At 62.5% G+C, this 16,368-nt stretch carries 16 protein-coding genes and 3 tRNA genes; 4 read left to right on the top strand and 15 right to left on the bottom strand.

Annotation, left to right across the window (positions count from 1 at the left end; translation table 11 throughout):
* Positions 1-19: 19 nt before the first annotated feature.
* Positions 20-2,902, bottom strand: a complete 2,883-nt coding sequence (locus tag WOB96_RS00480; protein ID WP_341369293.1) for an SNF2-related protein — start codon at positions 2,900-2,902, stop codon at positions 20-22.
* A gap of 135 nt (positions 2,903-3,037) precedes the next feature.
* On the opposite strand from WOB96_RS00480, the gene WOB96_RS00475 reads away from it, so the two are divergent.
* Together WOB96_RS00475 and WOB96_RS00470 are read left to right on the top strand one after the other, a co-directional pair.
* Entirely contained in the window at positions 3,038-3,310 is a 273-nt protein-coding gene (locus tag WOB96_RS00475; protein ID WP_341369292.1) for a BrnT family toxin, read from the top strand.
* Positions 3,294-3,545: a BrnA antitoxin family protein gene (locus WOB96_RS00470; protein ID WP_341369291.1), complete on the top strand. Its 252-nt coding sequence runs from the start codon at positions 3,294-3,296 to the stop codon at positions 3,543-3,545. Before WOB96_RS00475 ends, WOB96_RS00470 begins: the two co-directional genes overlap by 17 nt.
* A 48-nt stretch (positions 3,546-3,593) precedes the next feature.
* On the opposite strand, the gene WOB96_RS00465 is transcribed toward WOB96_RS00470, so the two are convergent.
* From WOB96_RS00465 to WOB96_RS00440, 6 genes are all read right to left on the bottom strand, one after another.
* Positions 3,594-3,679 (bottom strand) — tRNA-Leu (locus WOB96_RS00465).
* A gap of 18 nt (positions 3,680-3,697) precedes the next feature.
* Positions 3,698-3,771 (bottom strand) — tRNA-Cys (locus WOB96_RS00460).
* Positions 3,772-3,818: 47 nt separating this feature from the next.
* A tRNA-Gly gene (locus WOB96_RS00455) sits at positions 3,819-3,893 on the bottom strand.
* Positions 3,894-3,944: 51 nt separating this feature from the next.
* A complete protein-coding gene (gene pgsA / locus WOB96_RS00450) occupies positions 3,945-4,514 on the bottom strand; it encodes a CDP-diacylglycerol--glycerol-3-phosphate 3-phosphatidyltransferase (protein ID WP_341369290.1) in 570 nt (189 codons plus the stop codon).
* A gap of 11 nt (positions 4,515-4,525) precedes the next feature.
* Positions 4,526-6,343 carry an excinuclease ABC subunit UvrC gene (gene uvrC / locus WOB96_RS00445; protein ID WP_341369289.1) on the bottom strand — a complete coding sequence of 606 codons (1,818 nt, stop codon included), beginning with the start codon at positions 6,341-6,343 and terminating at the stop codon, positions 4,526-4,528.
* A gap of 2 nt (positions 6,344-6,345) precedes the next feature.
* Positions 6,346-6,660 (bottom strand): gamma-butyrobetaine hydroxylase family protein, encoded by a 315-nt coding sequence (locus WOB96_RS00440; RefSeq protein ID WP_341369288.1) that lies wholly within the window; start codon positions 6,658-6,660, stop codon positions 6,346-6,348.
* A 102-nt stretch (positions 6,661-6,762) separates the two neighbouring features.
* Here WOB96_RS00440 and efp point away from each other — a divergent pair, with 102 nt between their 5' ends.
* Entirely contained in the window at positions 6,763-7,323 is a 561-nt protein-coding gene (efp, locus tag WOB96_RS00435) for an elongation factor P (RefSeq protein ID WP_341369287.1), read from the top strand.
* 45 nt (positions 7,324-7,368) lie between these two features.
* Positions 7,369-8,820, top strand: a complete 1,452-nt coding sequence (locus WOB96_RS00430; protein ID WP_341369286.1) for an NOL1/NOP2/sun family putative RNA methylase — start codon at positions 7,369-7,371, stop codon at positions 8,818-8,820.
* Here WOB96_RS00430 and nagZ read toward each other — a convergent pair.
* The 8 genes from nagZ to WOB96_RS00390 are packed head-to-tail and all read right to left on the bottom strand — an operon-like array spanning position 8,817 to position 16,350.
* Complete coding sequence (gene nagZ, locus WOB96_RS00425; RefSeq protein ID WP_341369285.1) at positions 8,817-9,848, bottom strand: beta-N-acetylhexosaminidase; 1,032 nt, start codon at positions 9,846-9,848, stop codon at positions 8,817-8,819. The two genes, WOB96_RS00430 and nagZ, sit on opposite strands and share 4 nt — an antisense overlap.
* A gap of 11 nt (positions 9,849-9,859) precedes the next feature.
* Entirely contained in the window at positions 9,860-10,669 is an 810-nt protein-coding gene (locus tag WOB96_RS00420) for an ABC transporter permease (RefSeq protein WP_341369284.1), read from the bottom strand.
* Entirely contained in the window at positions 10,666-11,595 is a 930-nt protein-coding gene (nikB, locus tag WOB96_RS00415; protein WP_341369283.1) for a nickel ABC transporter permease, read from the bottom strand. Before nikB ends, WOB96_RS00420 begins: the two co-directional genes overlap by 4 nt.
* A 6-nt stretch (positions 11,596-11,601) precedes the next feature.
* Complete coding sequence (locus tag WOB96_RS00410) at positions 11,602-12,075, bottom strand: L,D-transpeptidase family protein (protein ID WP_341369282.1); 474 nt, start codon at positions 12,073-12,075, stop codon at positions 11,602-11,604.
* The gene (locus WOB96_RS00405; protein ID WP_341369281.1) at positions 12,065-13,558 is read right to left on the bottom strand and encodes an ABC transporter substrate-binding protein; all 1,494 of its coding nucleotides are present in this window, start codon (positions 13,556-13,558) and stop codon (positions 12,065-12,067) included. Before WOB96_RS00405 ends, WOB96_RS00410 begins: the two co-directional genes overlap by 11 nt.
* The gene (rlmD, locus tag WOB96_RS00400; protein WP_341369280.1) at positions 13,555-14,880 is read right to left on the bottom strand and encodes a 23S rRNA (uracil(1939)-C(5))-methyltransferase RlmD; all 1,326 of its coding nucleotides are present in this window, start codon (positions 14,878-14,880) and stop codon (positions 13,555-13,557) included. The genes WOB96_RS00405 and rlmD overlap by 4 nt, the downstream gene beginning before the upstream one ends.
* A 2-nt stretch (positions 14,881-14,882) precedes the next feature.
* Positions 14,883-15,698 (bottom strand): 3'-5' exonuclease, encoded by an 816-nt coding sequence (locus WOB96_RS00395; protein ID WP_341369279.1) that lies wholly within the window; start codon positions 15,696-15,698, stop codon positions 14,883-14,885.
* A gap of 4 nt (positions 15,699-15,702) precedes the next feature.
* A complete protein-coding gene (locus WOB96_RS00390) occupies positions 15,703-16,350 on the bottom strand; it encodes a YdbL family probable chaperone protein (protein ID WP_341369278.1) in 648 nt (215 codons plus the stop codon).
* Positions 16,351-16,368: the final 18 nt, after the last annotated feature.

Here is a 16,368-nt window from a genome sequence, read left to right as displayed (position 1 = left end):
TTGGATTATTTCTGCATAATTACACTAGCGCCCAGCCCGCGTCGAAAACTTTATGCTCTTTAATTTGCTGCTTCAGTTGCACCTCCAACTGACTGATGAGGTCGTTGCGCTGCGCCTCAACCTCATCCTGCCGATCAAACAACTCCCGCCGCAATCTGCTGCGCTTGCCTTCCAGCTCGCGTTGTTTTTTCTGCCACGATAACTTCTCTTCCAGCGTCACCGATATCGCGGCAGTGCGGCGCACTTCCTTGATCTCGGCATCAAGATCCTTGATTTCCTGCTCCAGCCCCAGTTTCAGGTCATCCGCCCAGGCATCGAGCTTTTCTAATTCCTGCTCGAAGTAGCCAAGATTGCGCTGGTTGATCTCGCGCAGGAGCCGCTGCTTGCGGGTTTCGAGATCCGCTTCAAGTGACTGCGAGGCAGCTTCTTCAACGGTACCATCTGCTTCCAGGCTTGATGCCACGGCAGGCAAGCGCAGCAATTTCTCGGGGTCGTCGTCCGCAAGACATGCCCCATCCTGCGTGCAGGCGGCCACGACAAGGTGCTGTTCCTCTGTGCCCAGGGCTGCCACGCTGAGCAGAATGACCTTGAGCCAGCCACGTTGCCCTTGATAGGCCTTGAGTGTGCTGAGCTGCGTGCCGTAGGCAGCATAGTCGAAAGTCAGGTGCGCAGGGGGCAAGTCGCGGCTTTTGGCTTGCTGGAGGACCCATTGGGCCAGGGGGTGTTCGAGGCGGTAGAGGTGCGCGTCACCACTGCGCCGGGGCAGTTCGTAAGCCCCCAATTCGATCTCTTGCAGGTTCGGACCTGGCTTTCGTAGCAGGGTAAAGCCTTCCTGACCGAAGGTGGCAAAGCCATCGAGTTCGGCGCGGGTCAGATCCATCAGCATGCGCTCATAGCGATTCAATGCAGCCAGGCTATCCGCAGCGCGCATGCGTAGTTTTTCCTGTACCTCTTCGTCAAAATTTTCCAGGAGGATCTGGCGTGTCTTGACCATCGCTTCGTTGATCTCGCCGGAAAGATCAAGCTGCAACTGCTCGAAGCTGGCGCGGATTTCGTCCGGGTCGCGACAGTTCTGATAGATCTCGGCAATGCGCCGCTCAAAATCCACACCCGAACCAATCGCCCCCAGCACCTCGTCGCTGGCGCCAAACACCCCTTCGAAGAGCTGGAACTTCTGTGCCAGCAACTCGTAGACACGCGCATCGGCCTCGTTGCTGCGGTCGACGAAGTTTACCACTACCACGTCGAACTTTTGCCCATAGCGGTGACAGCGCCCGATGCGCTGTTCGATGCGTTGCGGGTTCCAGGGCAGGTCGTAGTTGATGACGAGCGAGCAAAACTGCAGGTTGATGCCCTCGGCGCCGGCCTCGGTGGCGATCATGACCGTGCCGCGCTCCTTGAAGTGCTCGACCAGCGCGGCACGGATGTCGGCGGTCTTGGAGCCGGTGATACGGTCGCTGCCTTCGTGGCGTTTGAGCCAATCCTTGTAGATAACCTGCGCGCGGGCATCACTGTTGGTGCCGTTGAACAGCACGATGCCGTCCCCGTAAGGGGTATCGACAAGCAATGAGAGCAGATATTCCTGCGTGCGTTTGGATTCGGTGAAGATAATGGCCTTGCGGGCTGCGCCGAGCCTATCGAGCTCCGCGAAGGCGCGGCCAAGTGCAGTGAGCAGCGCCATGCCCTTGGCATTGTGGCGGATACTGGTGGCAAGGTCCTTGAAGTGGCGCAATTCTTCCACTTCCCGCGCGAGGGCTTGGCGATCATGCCGAGTGGATGATGCATCCTGCTCATCGTTTTCTCGCCACTCTTCGGCCGTTTCATCGAGGGCTTCATAGTCCTCGTCCAGCGCTTCAGCAAGCTCCGGCAGCGCCGGCATTTCATCGAGCACGGCCTGCAGACGCCGGGCCATGGTCTCCAGCGCGCCGGCAATGGCGTGGGTGGATGAGGCAAGCAGCTTCCAGAGCACGAGCGAGATGAGTTGGCGCTGGCTATCGGGTAGCGCCTTGAGATCTGGACGGCGAAGATAATCCGCCACTAGGCCGGACAGTTCCCTTTCTTCAGTGCTGGGGGTAAATTCCTGGACGATGGCGCGGCGAGCCGTATAGGGCACATATTGCTGCACCTGGCGGCGCAGGGTGCGCTTGCAAACCGGGCCAATACGGGCGCGCAGGCTTTGAAACGCATGCTCTCTGTGGGCCAGGCTGAACTGGGCGCGGAAGCTGTCCACATCGCCAAAGACCCGATCGTCGATCATGCTGACGAGGCCATAGAGTTCCAGCAGAGAGTTTTGCAGAGGGGTGGCAGTCAGCAGCACCTTGGCATGCACGTGCGCCAGCGCATCCTTGATCGTCCGGGCAATGACATTGCTGGGTTTGTAGACATTGCGCAGGCGATGCGCTTCGTCCATGACGACCAGATCCCAGTCGATGGCCTTGATGTCTTCGGCCTTGGACTTGGCGAACTGATAAGAGCAGATTACCGGGCCCTGCGGGTTCAGAAAAGGATTGCGGTGCCCGGCCTTGCGAAGGGTGTTGTAGTTGCGGGCTTCGAGAATCAGGCCCTGCAGGCCAAACTTGTCTTGGAGTTCCTGGTGCCACTGCTTGCGCAGGTTGGCCGGGACGATGATGAGGATCTTGCGCCGGCGTTCGGCCCAGCGTTGGGAAATGACCAGGCCGGCTTCGATGGTTTTGCCGAGCCCCACCTCATCAGCCAGGATGACGCCACGCGAAAGCGGGTTCCGGCAGGCAAACAGGGCAGCCTCAACCTGATGCGGATTGAGATCCACCTGGGAGTCCACCAGGGTGGAGGCCAGGGACTCAATGGAATCACTGGCCGCGCGGCGCGTGAGCTGCCATGCGTAATACTGGCTTTGATATGTGGTGAGGAGCTGCCGCGTCATGCCTTTTGTGACTCTTGGGTGATGGCGTTAGCCATTATCACCCAAGTAGAACAAAAGTCGTAGTCCCGAAATGCTTTCCTGAGTGAGACAGAGAAAGGGTTGGCATCTTGCTCACTACATACATATAATGTATGCATGTTAGTGACTTGGGACCCTAGGAAGGCTGAAAACAATCTGCGCAAGCATGGCATTCGGTTTGCCGATGCGGAGGTGGTACTTTTTGATCCCCTTGCACTGACGCGTGAGGACGCGAATGCCGAGGGAGAGCAGCGGCATGTGACCCTGGGATTGGATGCCCTGGGGCGGGTTCTGGTCGTAGTCTATACCTATCGCGGCGAGCACATCAGGATCATTTCCGCTCGCAAGGCGACAACGAAAGAGGCACGCACCTATGAAAGCGGAATATGATTTCAGCCAGGCCAAGCGCGGCGCGGTCATTACGCAGCCGGGCAAAACCCGGATCACGATCTATCTGGACAATGACATCCTGGAAGCTTTCCGCACCCGCGCGGACGAGGTGGGCCGCGGATATCAGCCCTTGATCAATGACGCCTTACGAGCCGCTTTGTCGCGCACGTCCGCACCCGTGGATGAAGCCACCTTGCGCAAGGTCTTGCGCGAGGAATTGCACGCCACGGGTTAGCAGGCGATCAAGGGACAAATTGCTGTAAGATTTACCCGGTGATTTTACTGGTGCCCGAGGCCGGACTCGAACCGGCATGACCGATGGTCGAGGGATTTTAAGTCCCTTGCGTCTACCGATTTCGCCACTCGGGCGGCGGGCAAGGAAGGAATTGGAGGCTGGGGTCGGAATCGAACCGGCGTACACGGCTTTGCAGGCCGCTGCATGACCACTCTGCCACCCAGCCGAAGGTGAAAGCAATAATGGGGAAAGCGGTGCTTTCCCCATGCAAACTGGAGCGGGAAACGAGATTCGAACTCGCGACCCCAACCTTGGCAAGGTTGTGCTCTACCACTGAGCTATTCCCGCGTAACGTGAGTGCTATTCTATGTATTGGGCGGCCTTTGTCAAGCCTTGCTGCTAGAGCTTGCCACGCGGCGGGGCCAGGTCGAAGTTGGGCCAGGCGGCGCGCAGGTAGAGCAGCATGCTCCAGATGGTGAGCACGGCGGCCAGCAAGAGCAGCACGAGCCCGATGGTATGAACCGGCAGGCCGAACACCGGCAGATCATAAAGCAGAAAGACGATGGCGAGCATCTGCAGGGTGGCCTTGAGCTTGCCCATGCCGGAGACCGCCACCTTGGCGCGCTGGCCAACCTCGGCCATCCACTCGCGCAGGGCCGAGACCGCGATCTCGCGCCCGATGATCACCACCGTGAGCAGTCCCGGCGCCCGGTCGGCGCCGGTCAGCAGCACCAGGGCCGTGGCCACCATGAGCTTGTCGGCAACCGGATCAAGAAAGGTGCCCAAGGGAGAGACCGTGTTGTATCTGCGGGCGAGATAGCCGTCCAGCCAGTCCGTGATTGCCGCGATCGCAAACACAATCGCCGCGCCGACTCGACCCCAGAGTCCGTCGACAAAGAAGAAGGCGACGAATACCGGGATCAGGGCGATACGCAGCAAGGTCAGATAGTTCGGCAGTTTCGCCAGCATGGCGCGGCTTCCTAGGCTCGGTTGGGGTGGAGCTCATCATAGATGCGCTGCGCCAGATTGTGATCGATCCCCGGCACGCGGGCAAGGTCTTCGACACCGGCGTTGCTGACCCCCTTGAGTCCGCCGAAGGCCTTCAGGAGCGCCTGACGCCGCTTCGGTCCGACTCCGCCGATCTCGTCGAGACTCGATCCGGTGCGTGCCTTGGCGCGGCGCGCGCGGTGCCCGGTGATGGCGAAACGGTGCGCCTCATCCCGAATCTGCTGGATGCCGAGCAGGGCGGGCGAATCCGGCGGCAGGATCAGGGGTACGGCGCGATCGGGCAGGATAATCTCTTCCAGGCCCGCCCGCCGCCCGGCCCCCTTGGCCACGCCAGCAAGCTGGGCATCATGCAACCCAAGTTCAGCGATGGCCTCCAGCGCGGCATTGAGCTGCCCTCGTCCGCCATCGATGAGGATCAGGTCCGGCAACTCGGCCTCGCCGCTTTGCACCTTGCCGTAACGGCGCATCAGCACCTGGCGCATGGCGGCATAGTCATCGCCCGGGGTGATATCGTTGATGTTGTAGCGCCGGTAATCCTGTTTGCGCGGGCCCTCGGCATCAAACACCACGCAACTGGCCACGGTGGCCTCGCCCATGGTGTGACTGATGTCGAAGCACTCGATGCGCTCGGGCGTTTCTGGCAGGTCCAGGGCTAGGCCGATGGCCTCGAAACGTGCCGTGACGGTGGCGTGCCCGGCGAGCCGGCGTCGCAGGGAGTCGAAGGCGTTCACCAGCGCCATATCGAGCCAGCGACGGCGCGGACCCCGCTGGGGATGGCTGATGATCACCCGGCTCCCCTCCCCGGCCAGCGCCTCGCCGATCCATTGGGCGTTGCGTGGCATATGGCTGACCAGGATGTTGCCGGGCACGGCCTTGTCGAGATAGAACTGCGGCAGGAAGGACGCCAGGACATCCGACTCGCCCAGGCCTTCAGTATGCTGCGGAAAGAAGGTCTTGCCACCCAAGTGCCGGCCCTTGCGGATGAAACCGACGTGCACGGCGGTAGCATCCTGTTCGCGGGCAGCGGCGATGATGTCGAAGTCCCCGCCGCCGGACTGGTCCACATACTGCCGCTCCTGCACCTTGGATAGGGCCGCGATCTGGTCGCGCAGGCGGGCGGCGCGCTCGAAATCGAGGTTTTCGGCGGCGGTCTGCATCTGCCGGCCCATTTCGTCGATGATCTCGTGGGTGCGGCCTTCGAGAAAGCGGATGGTATTGTTGACATCCTCGGCATAGCTTTCGGCATCCACCAGACCGACGCAGGGCGCGGTGCAGCGGTGGATCTGATGCTGCAGGCAGGGGCGTGTGCGGTTTTTGTAAAAGCTGTCCTCGCACTGGCGGATGGGAAAGACCTTTTGCAGCAGGTTCAGGCTCTCGCGCGCGCTGGCGGCCGCCGGATAGGGGCCGAAATATTTGCCCTTGGCCTTGCGCGCACCGCGATGATAGCTCAGGCGCGGGAAGGCGTGGCTGGTGTCGAGATGCAGGTAGGGATAGCTCTTGTCATCGCGCAGCAACACATTGTAGCGCGGCCGATGCTGCTTGATGAGATTGCTTTCCAGCACCAGGGCCTCGGTTTCCGTATGCGTGACGGTCACCTCGACATGATCCACCTGCGCAAGCATGGCGATGGTCTTGGGCGCATGCTTGGTCTTCTGGAAATAGGAACTCACCCGGCGCTTGAGATTGCGGGCCTTGCCGATGTAGATCACCTCGTCGGCGCGGTTGTACATCAGGTACACGCCGGGCCGGGTGGTGAGATTCTTCAGGAATTCGGCAAGATCAAATGCCATGCTCAGTCCTGGCGCTCCTCGGGATCGATGCGGCGCAGATAATCCCAGGAAAAAATGCCGGTGTTGTGGCCGTCCTCGAAATCCAGCTTGACGGCATAGTTGCCGACCGGCTCGATATTGGTGATGCCGATGCCTTCCTTGCCGGTGATGACCTTGGCCTGGTCCGGGCTGTGGCCCTTGCAGTCGGCACAGGGGCAATCGACCCGCAACTGTTCGAAGGTGTAGCGGCTGGTGTGGCCGTCGGCCCAGTCGACTTCCATGACCTTGCTCACCATCAGGGGCCGGATTTCCAGGGGCTGGGTACGCTTGTCTGCCATGTGTGCTCCAAGAAAGGAAAGAGACGGCCGCTAGGCAGTCTAAAGAGTAATGGGGTACAATCGCGCGAATTTCAAATCTTGGCAACAGTAAGGAGTCGGTACATGAAGATTTCCGCTTTCGACATCCGTCCGGGCAATCTGCTGGAGTACGAAAAGGGCCTGTGGCGCGTGGCCAAGACCCAGCATGTCAAGCCGGGCAAGGGCGGCGCCTTCATGCAGGTGGAAATGAAGAACATCGAAGTCGGCACCAAGACCAATATCCGCTTCCGTTCCGAGGACAAGGTGGAAAAGGCCATGGTGGAGCCGCGCACCATGCAGTATCTCTACAATGACGGCACAGGCTACGTGTTCATGGACACCAGCAGCTACGAGCAGATGAGCCTGGACGCCGATGCCCTCGAAGGTCAGGTGGAGTTTTTGCTGCCCAACACCGAGGTGCAGATCAACTTCCACAACGAGCGCCCGATTGGCGTGGAACTGCCGCCGGCGGTGGTGCTGACCATCGTCGAGGCGGACCCGGCCATCAAGGGCCAGACCGCCACCAGCTCCTACAAACCGGCCAAGGTCGAGACGGGCCTGACTGTCATGGTGCCGCCCTTTGTCAACAGCGGCGAGAAGATCCGGGTCAATACGGCCGACGGCAGCTATATCGACCGCGCCTGAAAACAGTGAGGCCAACGGGGCGCCTGCGGGCGCCCTTTGCATTTCATGAGCAGACAATTTACTCCCAGCCAGGACCTCCTGGATTTCGCGGCCCGCTACTTTGGTGCGCGCGCCGGCGAATACCTCGCCTGTGCCGGTCAGCCCACCCAGACCCTGATCCGGGTGAATACCCACCGCATCAGGGTGGAGGCCTTGATCAGCCGGCTGGCAAAACGTGGCATCACGTTGCATCCGTCCGGCATGGATCCCGCCCTGTTCAGTTATACGCCCGCGGGCGCCAATCCCGGCGGCCTGTTGGAACACGCCATGGGACTTTTTTATCTGCAGGACCTGAGTTCCTTTGCGCCAGTGCGGGTGCTGGACCCGCAGCCCGGCGAGCGTGTGCTCGACATGTGTGCCGCGCCCGGCTCCAAGACCACCCAGATCAGCCAGGCCATGCAGGACCAAGGCGTGCTGCTCGCCAATGACGTGTCATTGGGCCGGGTGCGTGCCTTGGCCTTCAATCTGGATCGCCTGGGCAGCATCAATGTCACGCAAAGCCAGTTTGATGGGGAGCGCCTGGGCCGACTGCTGCCAGATAGCTTTGATCGCGTGCTGCTGGATGCGCCTTGCTCGGCGCTTGGCATCATCGGCAGTCAGCCCGAGGTGATGAACTGGTGGAACCAGGGTGAGGTGGTGCGGCTGGTGCGGGTGCAGGAAAAGCTCTTTCACTCGGCGGTCAAGGCCCTGCGACCCGGCGGGCGGCTGGTCTATTCCACCTGCACATTAACGCCTGCGGAAAACGAGCTGCGGGTGGACTGGGCGCTCAAGAACCTGCCTCTGGAACTGGAAGCCCTGCCCGAGCTGCCGGGGCTGGTGATCGAACCCGGCTGGACCGAGGTGGATGGTTTGAGGCTGGATGATCGCGTGGCGGGATGCGCGCGGGTGTTTCCGCCGGACAATGCCGCGCAGGGCTTTTTTATTGCGGCGTTTCGCAAGAAGGCTGGTCAGGGAATTGCAATCGCCAGACCCCGCCCCAACCCCTTGCGCCCGACCATGCGCCTGCTCTCGGCCGATGCCCCGGAAATCCGTGATATTTTACACCGCATGGAGACGGAATACGGGCTGCCAATGGGCCAGCTCAATAATTACCGTTATGTGCTGGACAAGGATCTCTGGATCGTCAGCCCGGATCAGTGCAAGGAGATCGCAAGGATTGGCCAGCGCAGCGGCATCCGCATGGCGCGCCTACATCCGGATGGCCGCTTCAGCAAGGTCACCAGCGTGTTTTTGCAGTGGGCCTCGCCCTGGGTCCGCAAACGCCGCGTGGACCTGCCGGATTCTGCGGCTATCGTCCAGCAACTGCTGGATGCCGGCGAAATCCCCTACTCGGGCGCCGAGAAGGGCCAGGTCGCCATCTTCCATGAGGGTATCTGCCTGGGTCTGGGCTTCGTGCAGAACGACAGATTGATCAGCCGCATCCCGGACAGCCGCCGGAACATGGTGCGGATCGCTTAAGCCAGGGCTTCGATCCGGGCGCGCAGTGCCTGATAATCCCTGACCGCGAGCAGAGAGGGCCACTCGCTTTCGCCCCGCCCGCGCATGCCTTCCAGCCGCCCGGCATTGACCGCCAGCCGCATATTTTCCGCCGCCTCCAGAGCTTCCAGGGCGGCTGATGGGTCATTGCAGACCAGCGCCACATCCGCACCGGCCTCCAGGGCGGCGCGCACCCGCTCGGCCGGTCCGCCCACCACGCCAGCACCAGCCATGGACAGATCATCGCTGAAGATGCATCCCTGAAAACCCAGCTTTCCGCGCAGCATGTCCTGCAGCCAGAAGCGCGAGAAGCCGGCTGGTTGCTTGTCGATTTGTGGATAGATGACGTGCGCCGGCATGATGCCCGGAATGCCGGCCCCAATCAGTGCCTGAAAGGGCGGCAGGTCCTGCGCGGTGATGCTCTCCAGTGGGCGATCATCCACGGGAATGGCGACATGCGAATCCGGCGCGGTGCTGCCATGCCCCGGAAAGTGCTTGCCCACGCCCCGCAGGCCGGCCGCCGCCATGCCCTGCCAAAACGCCGTGGCCAACTGGCCGATGGCAAGCGGATCATGGTGGAAGGCGCGGTCACCGATCACGCTCGATACCCCGAGCCCGAGATCCAGCACCGGCGCGAAACTCAGATCAATCCCGAGACTCCGCATTTCCATACCCAGCAGCTGCCCCGTCTGTTGCGCGAGTTCCAGCCCCTGAGCGGCATCCCGATCGAATACCTCGCCCAGACGCGCCATGGCGGGCAGGCGGGTGACGCCGGCACGCAGCCGCTGCACCCGCCCGCCTTCCTGATCGATGCCGACCAGCAGGGAGGGACTGCGCAGGGACTTGATTTCGGCCACGAGGGCCACGACCTGTTCAGGCGTTTCGCAGTTGCGCCCGAAGAGGATGATGCCGCCGAGCATGGGGTGCAGCAGGCGTTCGCGCTCTTCGGCGCTCAGGGACAGGCCGGCGACATCGGCCATGATGGGTCCAAGCGGCAGGGAAACAGACATAAACACTCCGTTTAAGGAATCCGGTTCACGTCCAGCCGGTCACGCAGGACGTCTCCGAGAATATTGGCGGCCAGCACCACGCTCATCAGTAAAAGGCCGGGAAAAAGCACCAGGTGCGGGGCCACCAGCATATACCGGGTGCCCTCGCGAATCATCTGCCCCCAGGACGCCGCAGGCGGCTGCACCCCGAGCCCAAGGAAGGACAGCCCCGCCTCGCTCAGCACCGCGCCGGCCACGGCGAAACTCGCCTCGACCGTCAGCGGAGCAAGAATCAGGGGCAGCACATGGTGCAGCAGGATGCGCACGCGGCCCACGCCAAGGGTCAGGGCGGCGGCGACATGTTCGCGATGGCGCATGGCCAGGGTCTGGGCCCGCGCCAGCCGCGCAAAGCCGACCCAGCCCATCACCGTCAGGGCGATGATGACGTTATTGATGCCCGGCCCGAGAATGCCCGCCAGGGCGATGGCCAGCAGGATGCCCGGAAAGGCCAGGAATACGTCCATCACGCGCACCAGCAGGTGATCGAGACGCCCTCCCCAGTAGCCGGCCAGCATGCCGATCAGGGTGCCGACGATGGCCGAACTCAGGGCGGCAACCAGGCCGACCAGGAGCGAGGTTCGCGCCCCGAGCAAGAGCCTCGGCAGCAACGGCCGGCCCAGTTCGTCATGGCCCAGCCAGCCGGCCACGCCCTGCCCCAGCGCCGGCGTGGACAGAATGTGCTCCAGTCGCACCTGCATGGCGGCCTGGGTCCAGAGGGGTGCGAGCAGGGCCGCCAGGGCTAGCAAGCCGAGCCATCCCGCTGAAAGCCAGCCACGTCTCATGTGCGCAACGCCCGGCGCACGCGCGGATCCAGCAGACCGGCCGCGATATCTGTGACCGTATTGACCAGCACGTAGCTGATGCTGATGAGCAGCACGCCACCCTGCGCCAGGGGATAATCGCGGCTCTGGATGGCATCGATGATGAGGCTGCCGAGCCCCGGCCAGCTGAATACCACCTCGGTGATCACCGCGCCGCCGAGCAGGGTGCCAAGTTGCAGGCCAAGCACGGTCAGCACTGGCAGAAAGGCGTTACGCAACGCGTGCTGGCCGATGACCTGCGCCCCCGGCAATCCCTTGGCGCGGGCCGTGCGGATGTAGTCCTGCCCGAGCACTTCCAGCAGGCTGGCCCGCACCATGCGCGCCAGGATCGCCGCCATGCCAAGCCCAAGCGTCAGGGCCGGCAGGATCACGGAGGTGGGATTCTCCCGGCCACTGACCGGCAGCCAGCCAAGCATGACGGCAAAAAGCAGGATCAGGAGCGGCCCGAGCCAGAAGCTCGGTATGCTCACCCCGGCCAGTGCCAGCAGCATGCTGCCCCGATCCCAGGCGCTGTCCTGGCGCAAGGCCGCGAGCACGCCCAGGGGCAGCGCAATCAGCAGCGCGAGCAACAGGGCCACAGCCGCAAGCTCGATGGTGGCCGGCAGGCGTTGCAGCAAAAGACTGGTAACACTTGCATCCTGGCTCAGGGATCGGCCCAGATCAAGCTGCATCAAGCCATCGAGATACTGGAAATACTGGACATACAGGGGCTGATCGAGACCAAGCGCTTGTCGCAATGCGGCGCGGTCGGTGCTGGCGGCGCTCTCGCCCAGCATGGCGTCCACCGGGTCGCCGGGAATCAGGTGGATCAGCAGGAAAACCAGACTCACCACGCCCAGGATGACGATGCCGGCGCTCGCCAGCCGACTGAGCAGAAATTTCAGCATGAAAGCCTAGTCGATCTGCACGAGCGTGCCGGGCGCCACGCGATCATAGAGATCCAGCACGTCCCGCGAGTCCATGCGCACGCAGCCATGCGAAGCGGGTTGGCCGAGCAGGTTGAGATCCGGCGTGCCGTGAATGTAGATATAGCGGCGAAAGGTGTCGACATTGCCGCCGCGATTGCGCCCGGGCTCCAGGCCACAGAGCCAGAGGATGCGCGTCAGGATCCAGTCGCGCCCCGGATGCGCCCGGCCAAGCGCCGGCGTATAGATCTCGCCGGTCCAGCGACGACCCACCAGCACGGCACCGAGCGGAAGACCGCTGCCGATCCGCGCCCGCACATAGTGCGCGCCACGCGGTGTCTGATAGCTGCCCCTGGCTTCTCCCATGCCCCTTATCGCGGTCGAAATCGGGTAATCGGCCAGACGCCGATCCTCACCCCACAGGGAAAGCCGCTGCTCACGGCTGGAGACTTCAATGTGCATGCTCATCGTCCAAGGTAATCAGCCCGTCAAAATCGCCCTGCATGTTGATGCTGTAATGGCGCAGACCCGGCCGCAGCACCGCCACATTGTCCTCGAACCACAGCGGCGCATAGGCCTGAACCGCCTGCAGGCGGGCCTGCACGGCCTGGTAAGCCGCCGTGCTCTGGGGATTCTGCGCCAGGGCCTGCTCGATGTTTGCATCAAGTTGAGGATCACGAAGCTGCCCGCGGTTCGCGCCCTTGGGCGGCACGGACTGGCTGTGATAAGCCTCGCGATAGAAATCCGGCGACTCGATGCCCACCCAGAACAGGCTGTAAAGCTGAAAGCGGCCGGCCTTCACATCCCCATAAAAAGTGCCCCAGTCGAGGCTGCGAATGTGCAACTGCACGCCAATTTGTGCAAGCTGTGATTGCAGCACAGTGGCCACGCGCAGACGCAATGGATCGGTGCTCGTTTTGTATACCAACGCGAAACGCGGGCGTGGCCCGGGGCCATCCGGGTCCTTGAGCCCTGCCGCATCGAGCAGGGCGCGGGCCGGATCATATACCGGTACTTGACCTGATAGCGGGCCCGCCCAGTGGCCCAGCGGCATGGGCCCCCAGGCGGGGCGGGCGTAATCTGCAAAGAGATAGTGCGTCAGACTCTCGCGGTCAATGGCCAGACTGATGGCCTCGCGCACCGGTAGCCGCGACAGTAGCGGATCGCGCAGATTGAATCCCAGATAGCTGTAACGGCTGCCGGGCCCATGCTCCACCTGCATGCCCTTTTGCTCAAGGTAGCGCAGCAATTCCACCGGCAGATCATTCTGCAAAAGATCGATCTCGCCACGCTGCAGCTTGAGCGCGCGCACGGTCGGGTCGCTGACGGTCAGGAACTCGAATTGCCGCCCGTCGCGGCGGCGCTCCAGAATTACCCGCTCTGGGCTGGGCCAGGCCACAAGGCGAAACGGTCCGCTGCCCAGAGGGCTTTTCGAAAACACCCGCCCGCTGGCAACCCCCTGCGCCGGCAGGATGCCGACATTCAGACGCATGGGAAACAGCGGATCGGGGCGCTTTAAAGTGAAATCGACATGGCTCTCGTCCGGCGCCGAGATGCTTTCAACGACTTCGAGCTGCCCCTTGAGCGGTGAGCGGCTGTTTGCTGCCAAAATGCTTTGATAGGTGGCGAGCACGTCGCGCGCGGTCAGTATACTACCGTCACTGAAGCGCGCCGGGCGCAACTGGAAGCGATAATGCGTGGGGCTCAGCAGCACCCAGCCTTGGGCCAGTTCACCTTTTGGGCGGTATTGTGCGTCGATGTCCACCAGTCGCTGATAAAGCAGCCGGTTGATGCGCGCGGAATTGGCATCGGTGGAATAGCGCGGGTCCAGCGTGATGACAGCCTGCGCCAGCCCCATGCGGATGGCCGGTGTGGCTGCTTGCTCTTTGCCGCAGGCGCCGGTCAGCAGACCAAGCGCAAGCAGCGGCAGCAGCCAGTGCCTCACGGGCGTTCGAAAAGCGCGATGGATTCCACGTGCGCGGTATGCGGAAACATGTTGAAAATGCCGGCCGCGCGCAAGCGATAGCCCTGCTCATGCACCAGCACGCCGGCATCGCGCGCCAGGGTGGCCGGGCTACAGGACACATAAACGATGCGCCGCGCCTTGAGCACCGGCAGCAACCTGATGATCTCGATGGCCCCGGTGCGCGGCGGGTCGATGAGGATCTTGTCAAAGCGTCCCCAGTCGCGCACCACTTGCTGGTTCAGCTTGGCCAGATCCGCCGCAAGGAATCGGGCCAGCTCGCTCAAGCCGTTTTCCGCGGCATTCTCCTGGGCAAGACGCACCAGGTCGGCATCGCCCTCCACGCCCAGCACCTCCGCGCCAAGCCGTGCGATCGGCAGGCTGAAATTACCCAGACCACAGAAAAGATCCAGCACCCGCTCGCCAGGCTTTGGCTCAAGCAGATTCATGGCCCGGCGCACCATGATCTGGTTCATGGCCTGATTGATCTGGATGAAGTTCGTCGGGCCAAAACGAAAGGCCAGATCATACTCCGGCAGACGATAACGCAGGGCTTGCGGCTGGGCGGGAAACAGCGGTGTGACTGTCTTCGGGCCGCCGGACTGGGACCAGACCTGCACCTGATGCCGGTCGGCGAAGGCCTGTAAATGTTCGAGATCGGCGGCGCTGAAAGGCTCGAGATGGCGAAACAGCAAGACGACACTCTCAGGACTGGTGGCGACCTCGACCTGCGGGACGCGATCCCGCACGCTCAGACCACTGACCAGTTCCCTTAGCGGCAACAAAAGCCGGTCCACACGCGGATCCAGCACCACGCAGTGCTGTATGTCGGCAACAAAGCTCGTGCCTTTCTCATTGAAGCCCACCAGCACGCCCTTGTTTTTCAGGCGACGCACCGACAGGCGCGCGCGACTGCGATAGCCCTGGCTCGGTCCGGCGATGGGCGGCAAAATCCGCTCGGCCTTGACCTTGCCGATGCGTGCCAGGCTGTCTTCCAGGATGCGTTGCTTGACCGCCACCTGCCCACCCGGCTCCAGGTGCTGCATGCTGCAGCCGCCGCAGTAGCCAAAGTGTGCGCAGGGTGCTGTGGTTCGCAGCGCGGAAGGCTCCAGCACCGCATCGAGTTCCGCCTGATCGAACTGCGGGCCAACCCGGGTACGCCGGGCCCGCACCTGCTCGCCGGGCAGGGCACCCTCGACGAACACGACCTTACCCTCGACCCGGGCGATGCCGCGCCCCTCGGCATCGAGATTGGTAATGTCAGCGGTAAAGAGATCCAGTAGCTTCTTTGGGGGTTTTTTCATACTCAGGCAGCGGGCGCTTCACCCGCCCATAGGTCAAGAAATTCGCGGAAATGCGGCGCACTGTCAGCCTGGGATTCCAGACAGACACGCAACCGGGCTTGTTCATTAGCGTATTGCGCCGGGCTCAGGCGACCTCGGCTGAGCTCCCAGCGCAGATAGACCAGATAGGTGTTGATCACGTCCACCTCACAGTAACGGCGGATGCCCTCGATGTTGCCCGCCCGATACTGCGTCCACACCTCGCCCCCATGCATGCCGAGCTTGCCAGGCAGGCCCAGCATCACCGCAATGTCCTGCAAGGGCGCCACCGCCCGGCTCTGAAAGCCCGAGAGGATGTCCATCAGATCAAGATGGCGAAGGTGATAGCGATTCAAATAATTATTGTACCGGAAATCCTGGCGGCTTTCGCCCTGCTCCCAGTAACAGCGCGAGCTCACGCCATGCAGGAGCGCCCGGTAATGCAGGACCGGCAGGTCAAAACCGCAGCCGTTCCAGGACACCAGCACCGGCACATGGCGGTCGATGAGCTGGAAAAAGCCCCTGACCAGCAGTTCCTCCGGATCTCCCGCATCACAAAGCGAGCGGACCTTGATGCCGCCGTCCAGATGATCCCCGCGAAATACCACGCTGATGGCCACGATCCGGTGCAGATACGAGCGGATGAAATCCGAGCCGCCCTGGGTCTGGGCCAGGCGCTGATGGATCATCAGCTCCGCGACTTCCTCGTCGCCCAGATCCCCGAGATTCTCGATGGCGCGACAGCTCTCGACATCGGGCACCGTTTCGATGTCGAAAACAAGGACCTTACCGAGATCCATGCGCTTATTTCTGCTTCCAGGCACCGTCCGGCGACTGCACCCACCAGCCGCTCTGGGCATTCTTGATCCAGCTCGCCGCAAAGGTGCGCTGAATATCGCCCGCCCACTCCGGGTGGCCGTTGGCCGTGGCAATGGCCTGGTAAAGCTGGCGCCGATCGGCGTTCTCCGCCTGCACCAGGGCATTGGCCTGGGCGCGTTGCGCCAGCGGCAGCTTGGTGGCGTCGCGAACGACCACCAGCCCGTCATTGCTCAGGCCAAGCGCACCGCTGGCCAGCAAGGGCTGCAACTGGGTGGCACGCGCTTCGAGACTCTGCCGCAACTTGCGGATGGCCGGCGATTCAATATCCAGATTCGCTTCCACCGCCTCGGCCGAACCACTGATGGCCGAGAAAGCAGAAGTCAGCAGCGCTTGGGCCAGCAGCTCCACATGCGGCAGCGCGCTTTGCGGCGGCACTTGTCCCGGCGCGGGCTCCGCGGGCTTTGGCTGGCCAGGCTGGGAGTTTTTGTTCACCGCACCCGCCTTGTAGACCTCCTGCACGATCCTGTCGGCCACCTTCTCGGCGGCGGCAGCAGGGAAATAGATGTTTACCGTCACGCAGGCGGTACTGGTCAGGGCCAGCACCGGCATGGCCCAAAGCGGATGCACACGCATGTCAACTCCTTTGAATTC

Origin of the sequence: Thermithiobacillus plumbiphilus (assembly GCF_038070005.1) — a bacterium.
Taxonomy (GTDB): Bacteria; Pseudomonadota; Gammaproteobacteria; order Acidithiobacillales; family Thermithiobacillaceae; genus JBBPCO01.
This window is presented reverse-complemented; position numbering and strand designations above follow the sequence as displayed.

Coding starts and splice junctions, on each gene's coding strand:
- WOB96_RS00480 (WP_341369293.1), bottom strand. CDS start 2,902: ATGACGCGGCAGCTCCTCACCACATATCAAAGCCAGTATTACGCATGG.
- WOB96_RS00475 (WP_341369292.1), top strand. CDS start 3,038: ATGTTAGTGACTTGGGACCCTAGGAAGGCTGAAAACAATCTGCGCAAG.
- WOB96_RS00470 (WP_341369291.1), top strand. CDS start 3,294: ATGAAAGCGGAATATGATTTCAGCCAGGCCAAGCGCGGCGCGGTCATT.
- pgsA (WP_341369290.1), bottom strand. CDS start 4,514: ATGCTGGCGAAACTGCCGAACTATCTGACCTTGCTGCGTATCGCCCTG.
- uvrC (WP_341369289.1), bottom strand. CDS start 6,343: ATGGCATTTGATCTTGCCGAATTCCTGAAGAATCTCACCACCCGGCCC.
- WOB96_RS00440 (WP_341369288.1), bottom strand. CDS start 6,660: ATGGCAGACAAGCGTACCCAGCCCCTGGAAATCCGGCCCCTGATGGTG.
- efp (WP_341369287.1), top strand. CDS start 6,763: ATGAAGATTTCCGCTTTCGACATCCGTCCGGGCAATCTGCTGGAGTAC.
- WOB96_RS00430 (WP_341369286.1), top strand. CDS start 7,369: ATGAGCAGACAATTTACTCCCAGCCAGGACCTCCTGGATTTCGCGGCC.
- nagZ (WP_341369285.1), bottom strand. CDS start 9,848: ATGTCTGTTTCCCTGCCGCTTGGACCCATCATGGCCGATGTCGCCGGC.
- WOB96_RS00420 (WP_341369284.1), bottom strand. CDS start 10,669: ATGAGACGTGGCTGGCTTTCAGCGGGATGGCTCGGCTTGCTAGCCCTG.
- nikB (WP_341369283.1), bottom strand. CDS start 11,595: ATGCTGAAATTTCTGCTCAGTCGGCTGGCGAGCGCCGGCATCGTCATC.
- WOB96_RS00410 (WP_341369282.1), bottom strand. CDS start 12,075: ATGCACATTGAAGTCTCCAGCCGTGAGCAGCGGCTTTCCCTGTGGGGT.
- rlmD (WP_341369280.1), bottom strand. CDS start 14,880: ATGAAAAAACCCCCAAAGAAGCTACTGGATCTCTTTACCGCTGACATT.
- WOB96_RS00395 (WP_341369279.1), bottom strand. CDS start 15,698: ATGGATCTCGGTAAGGTCCTTGTTTTCGACATCGAAACGGTGCCCGAT.
- WOB96_RS00390 (WP_341369278.1), bottom strand. CDS start 16,350: ATGCGTGTGCATCCGCTTTGGGCCATGCCGGTGCTGGCCCTGACCAGT.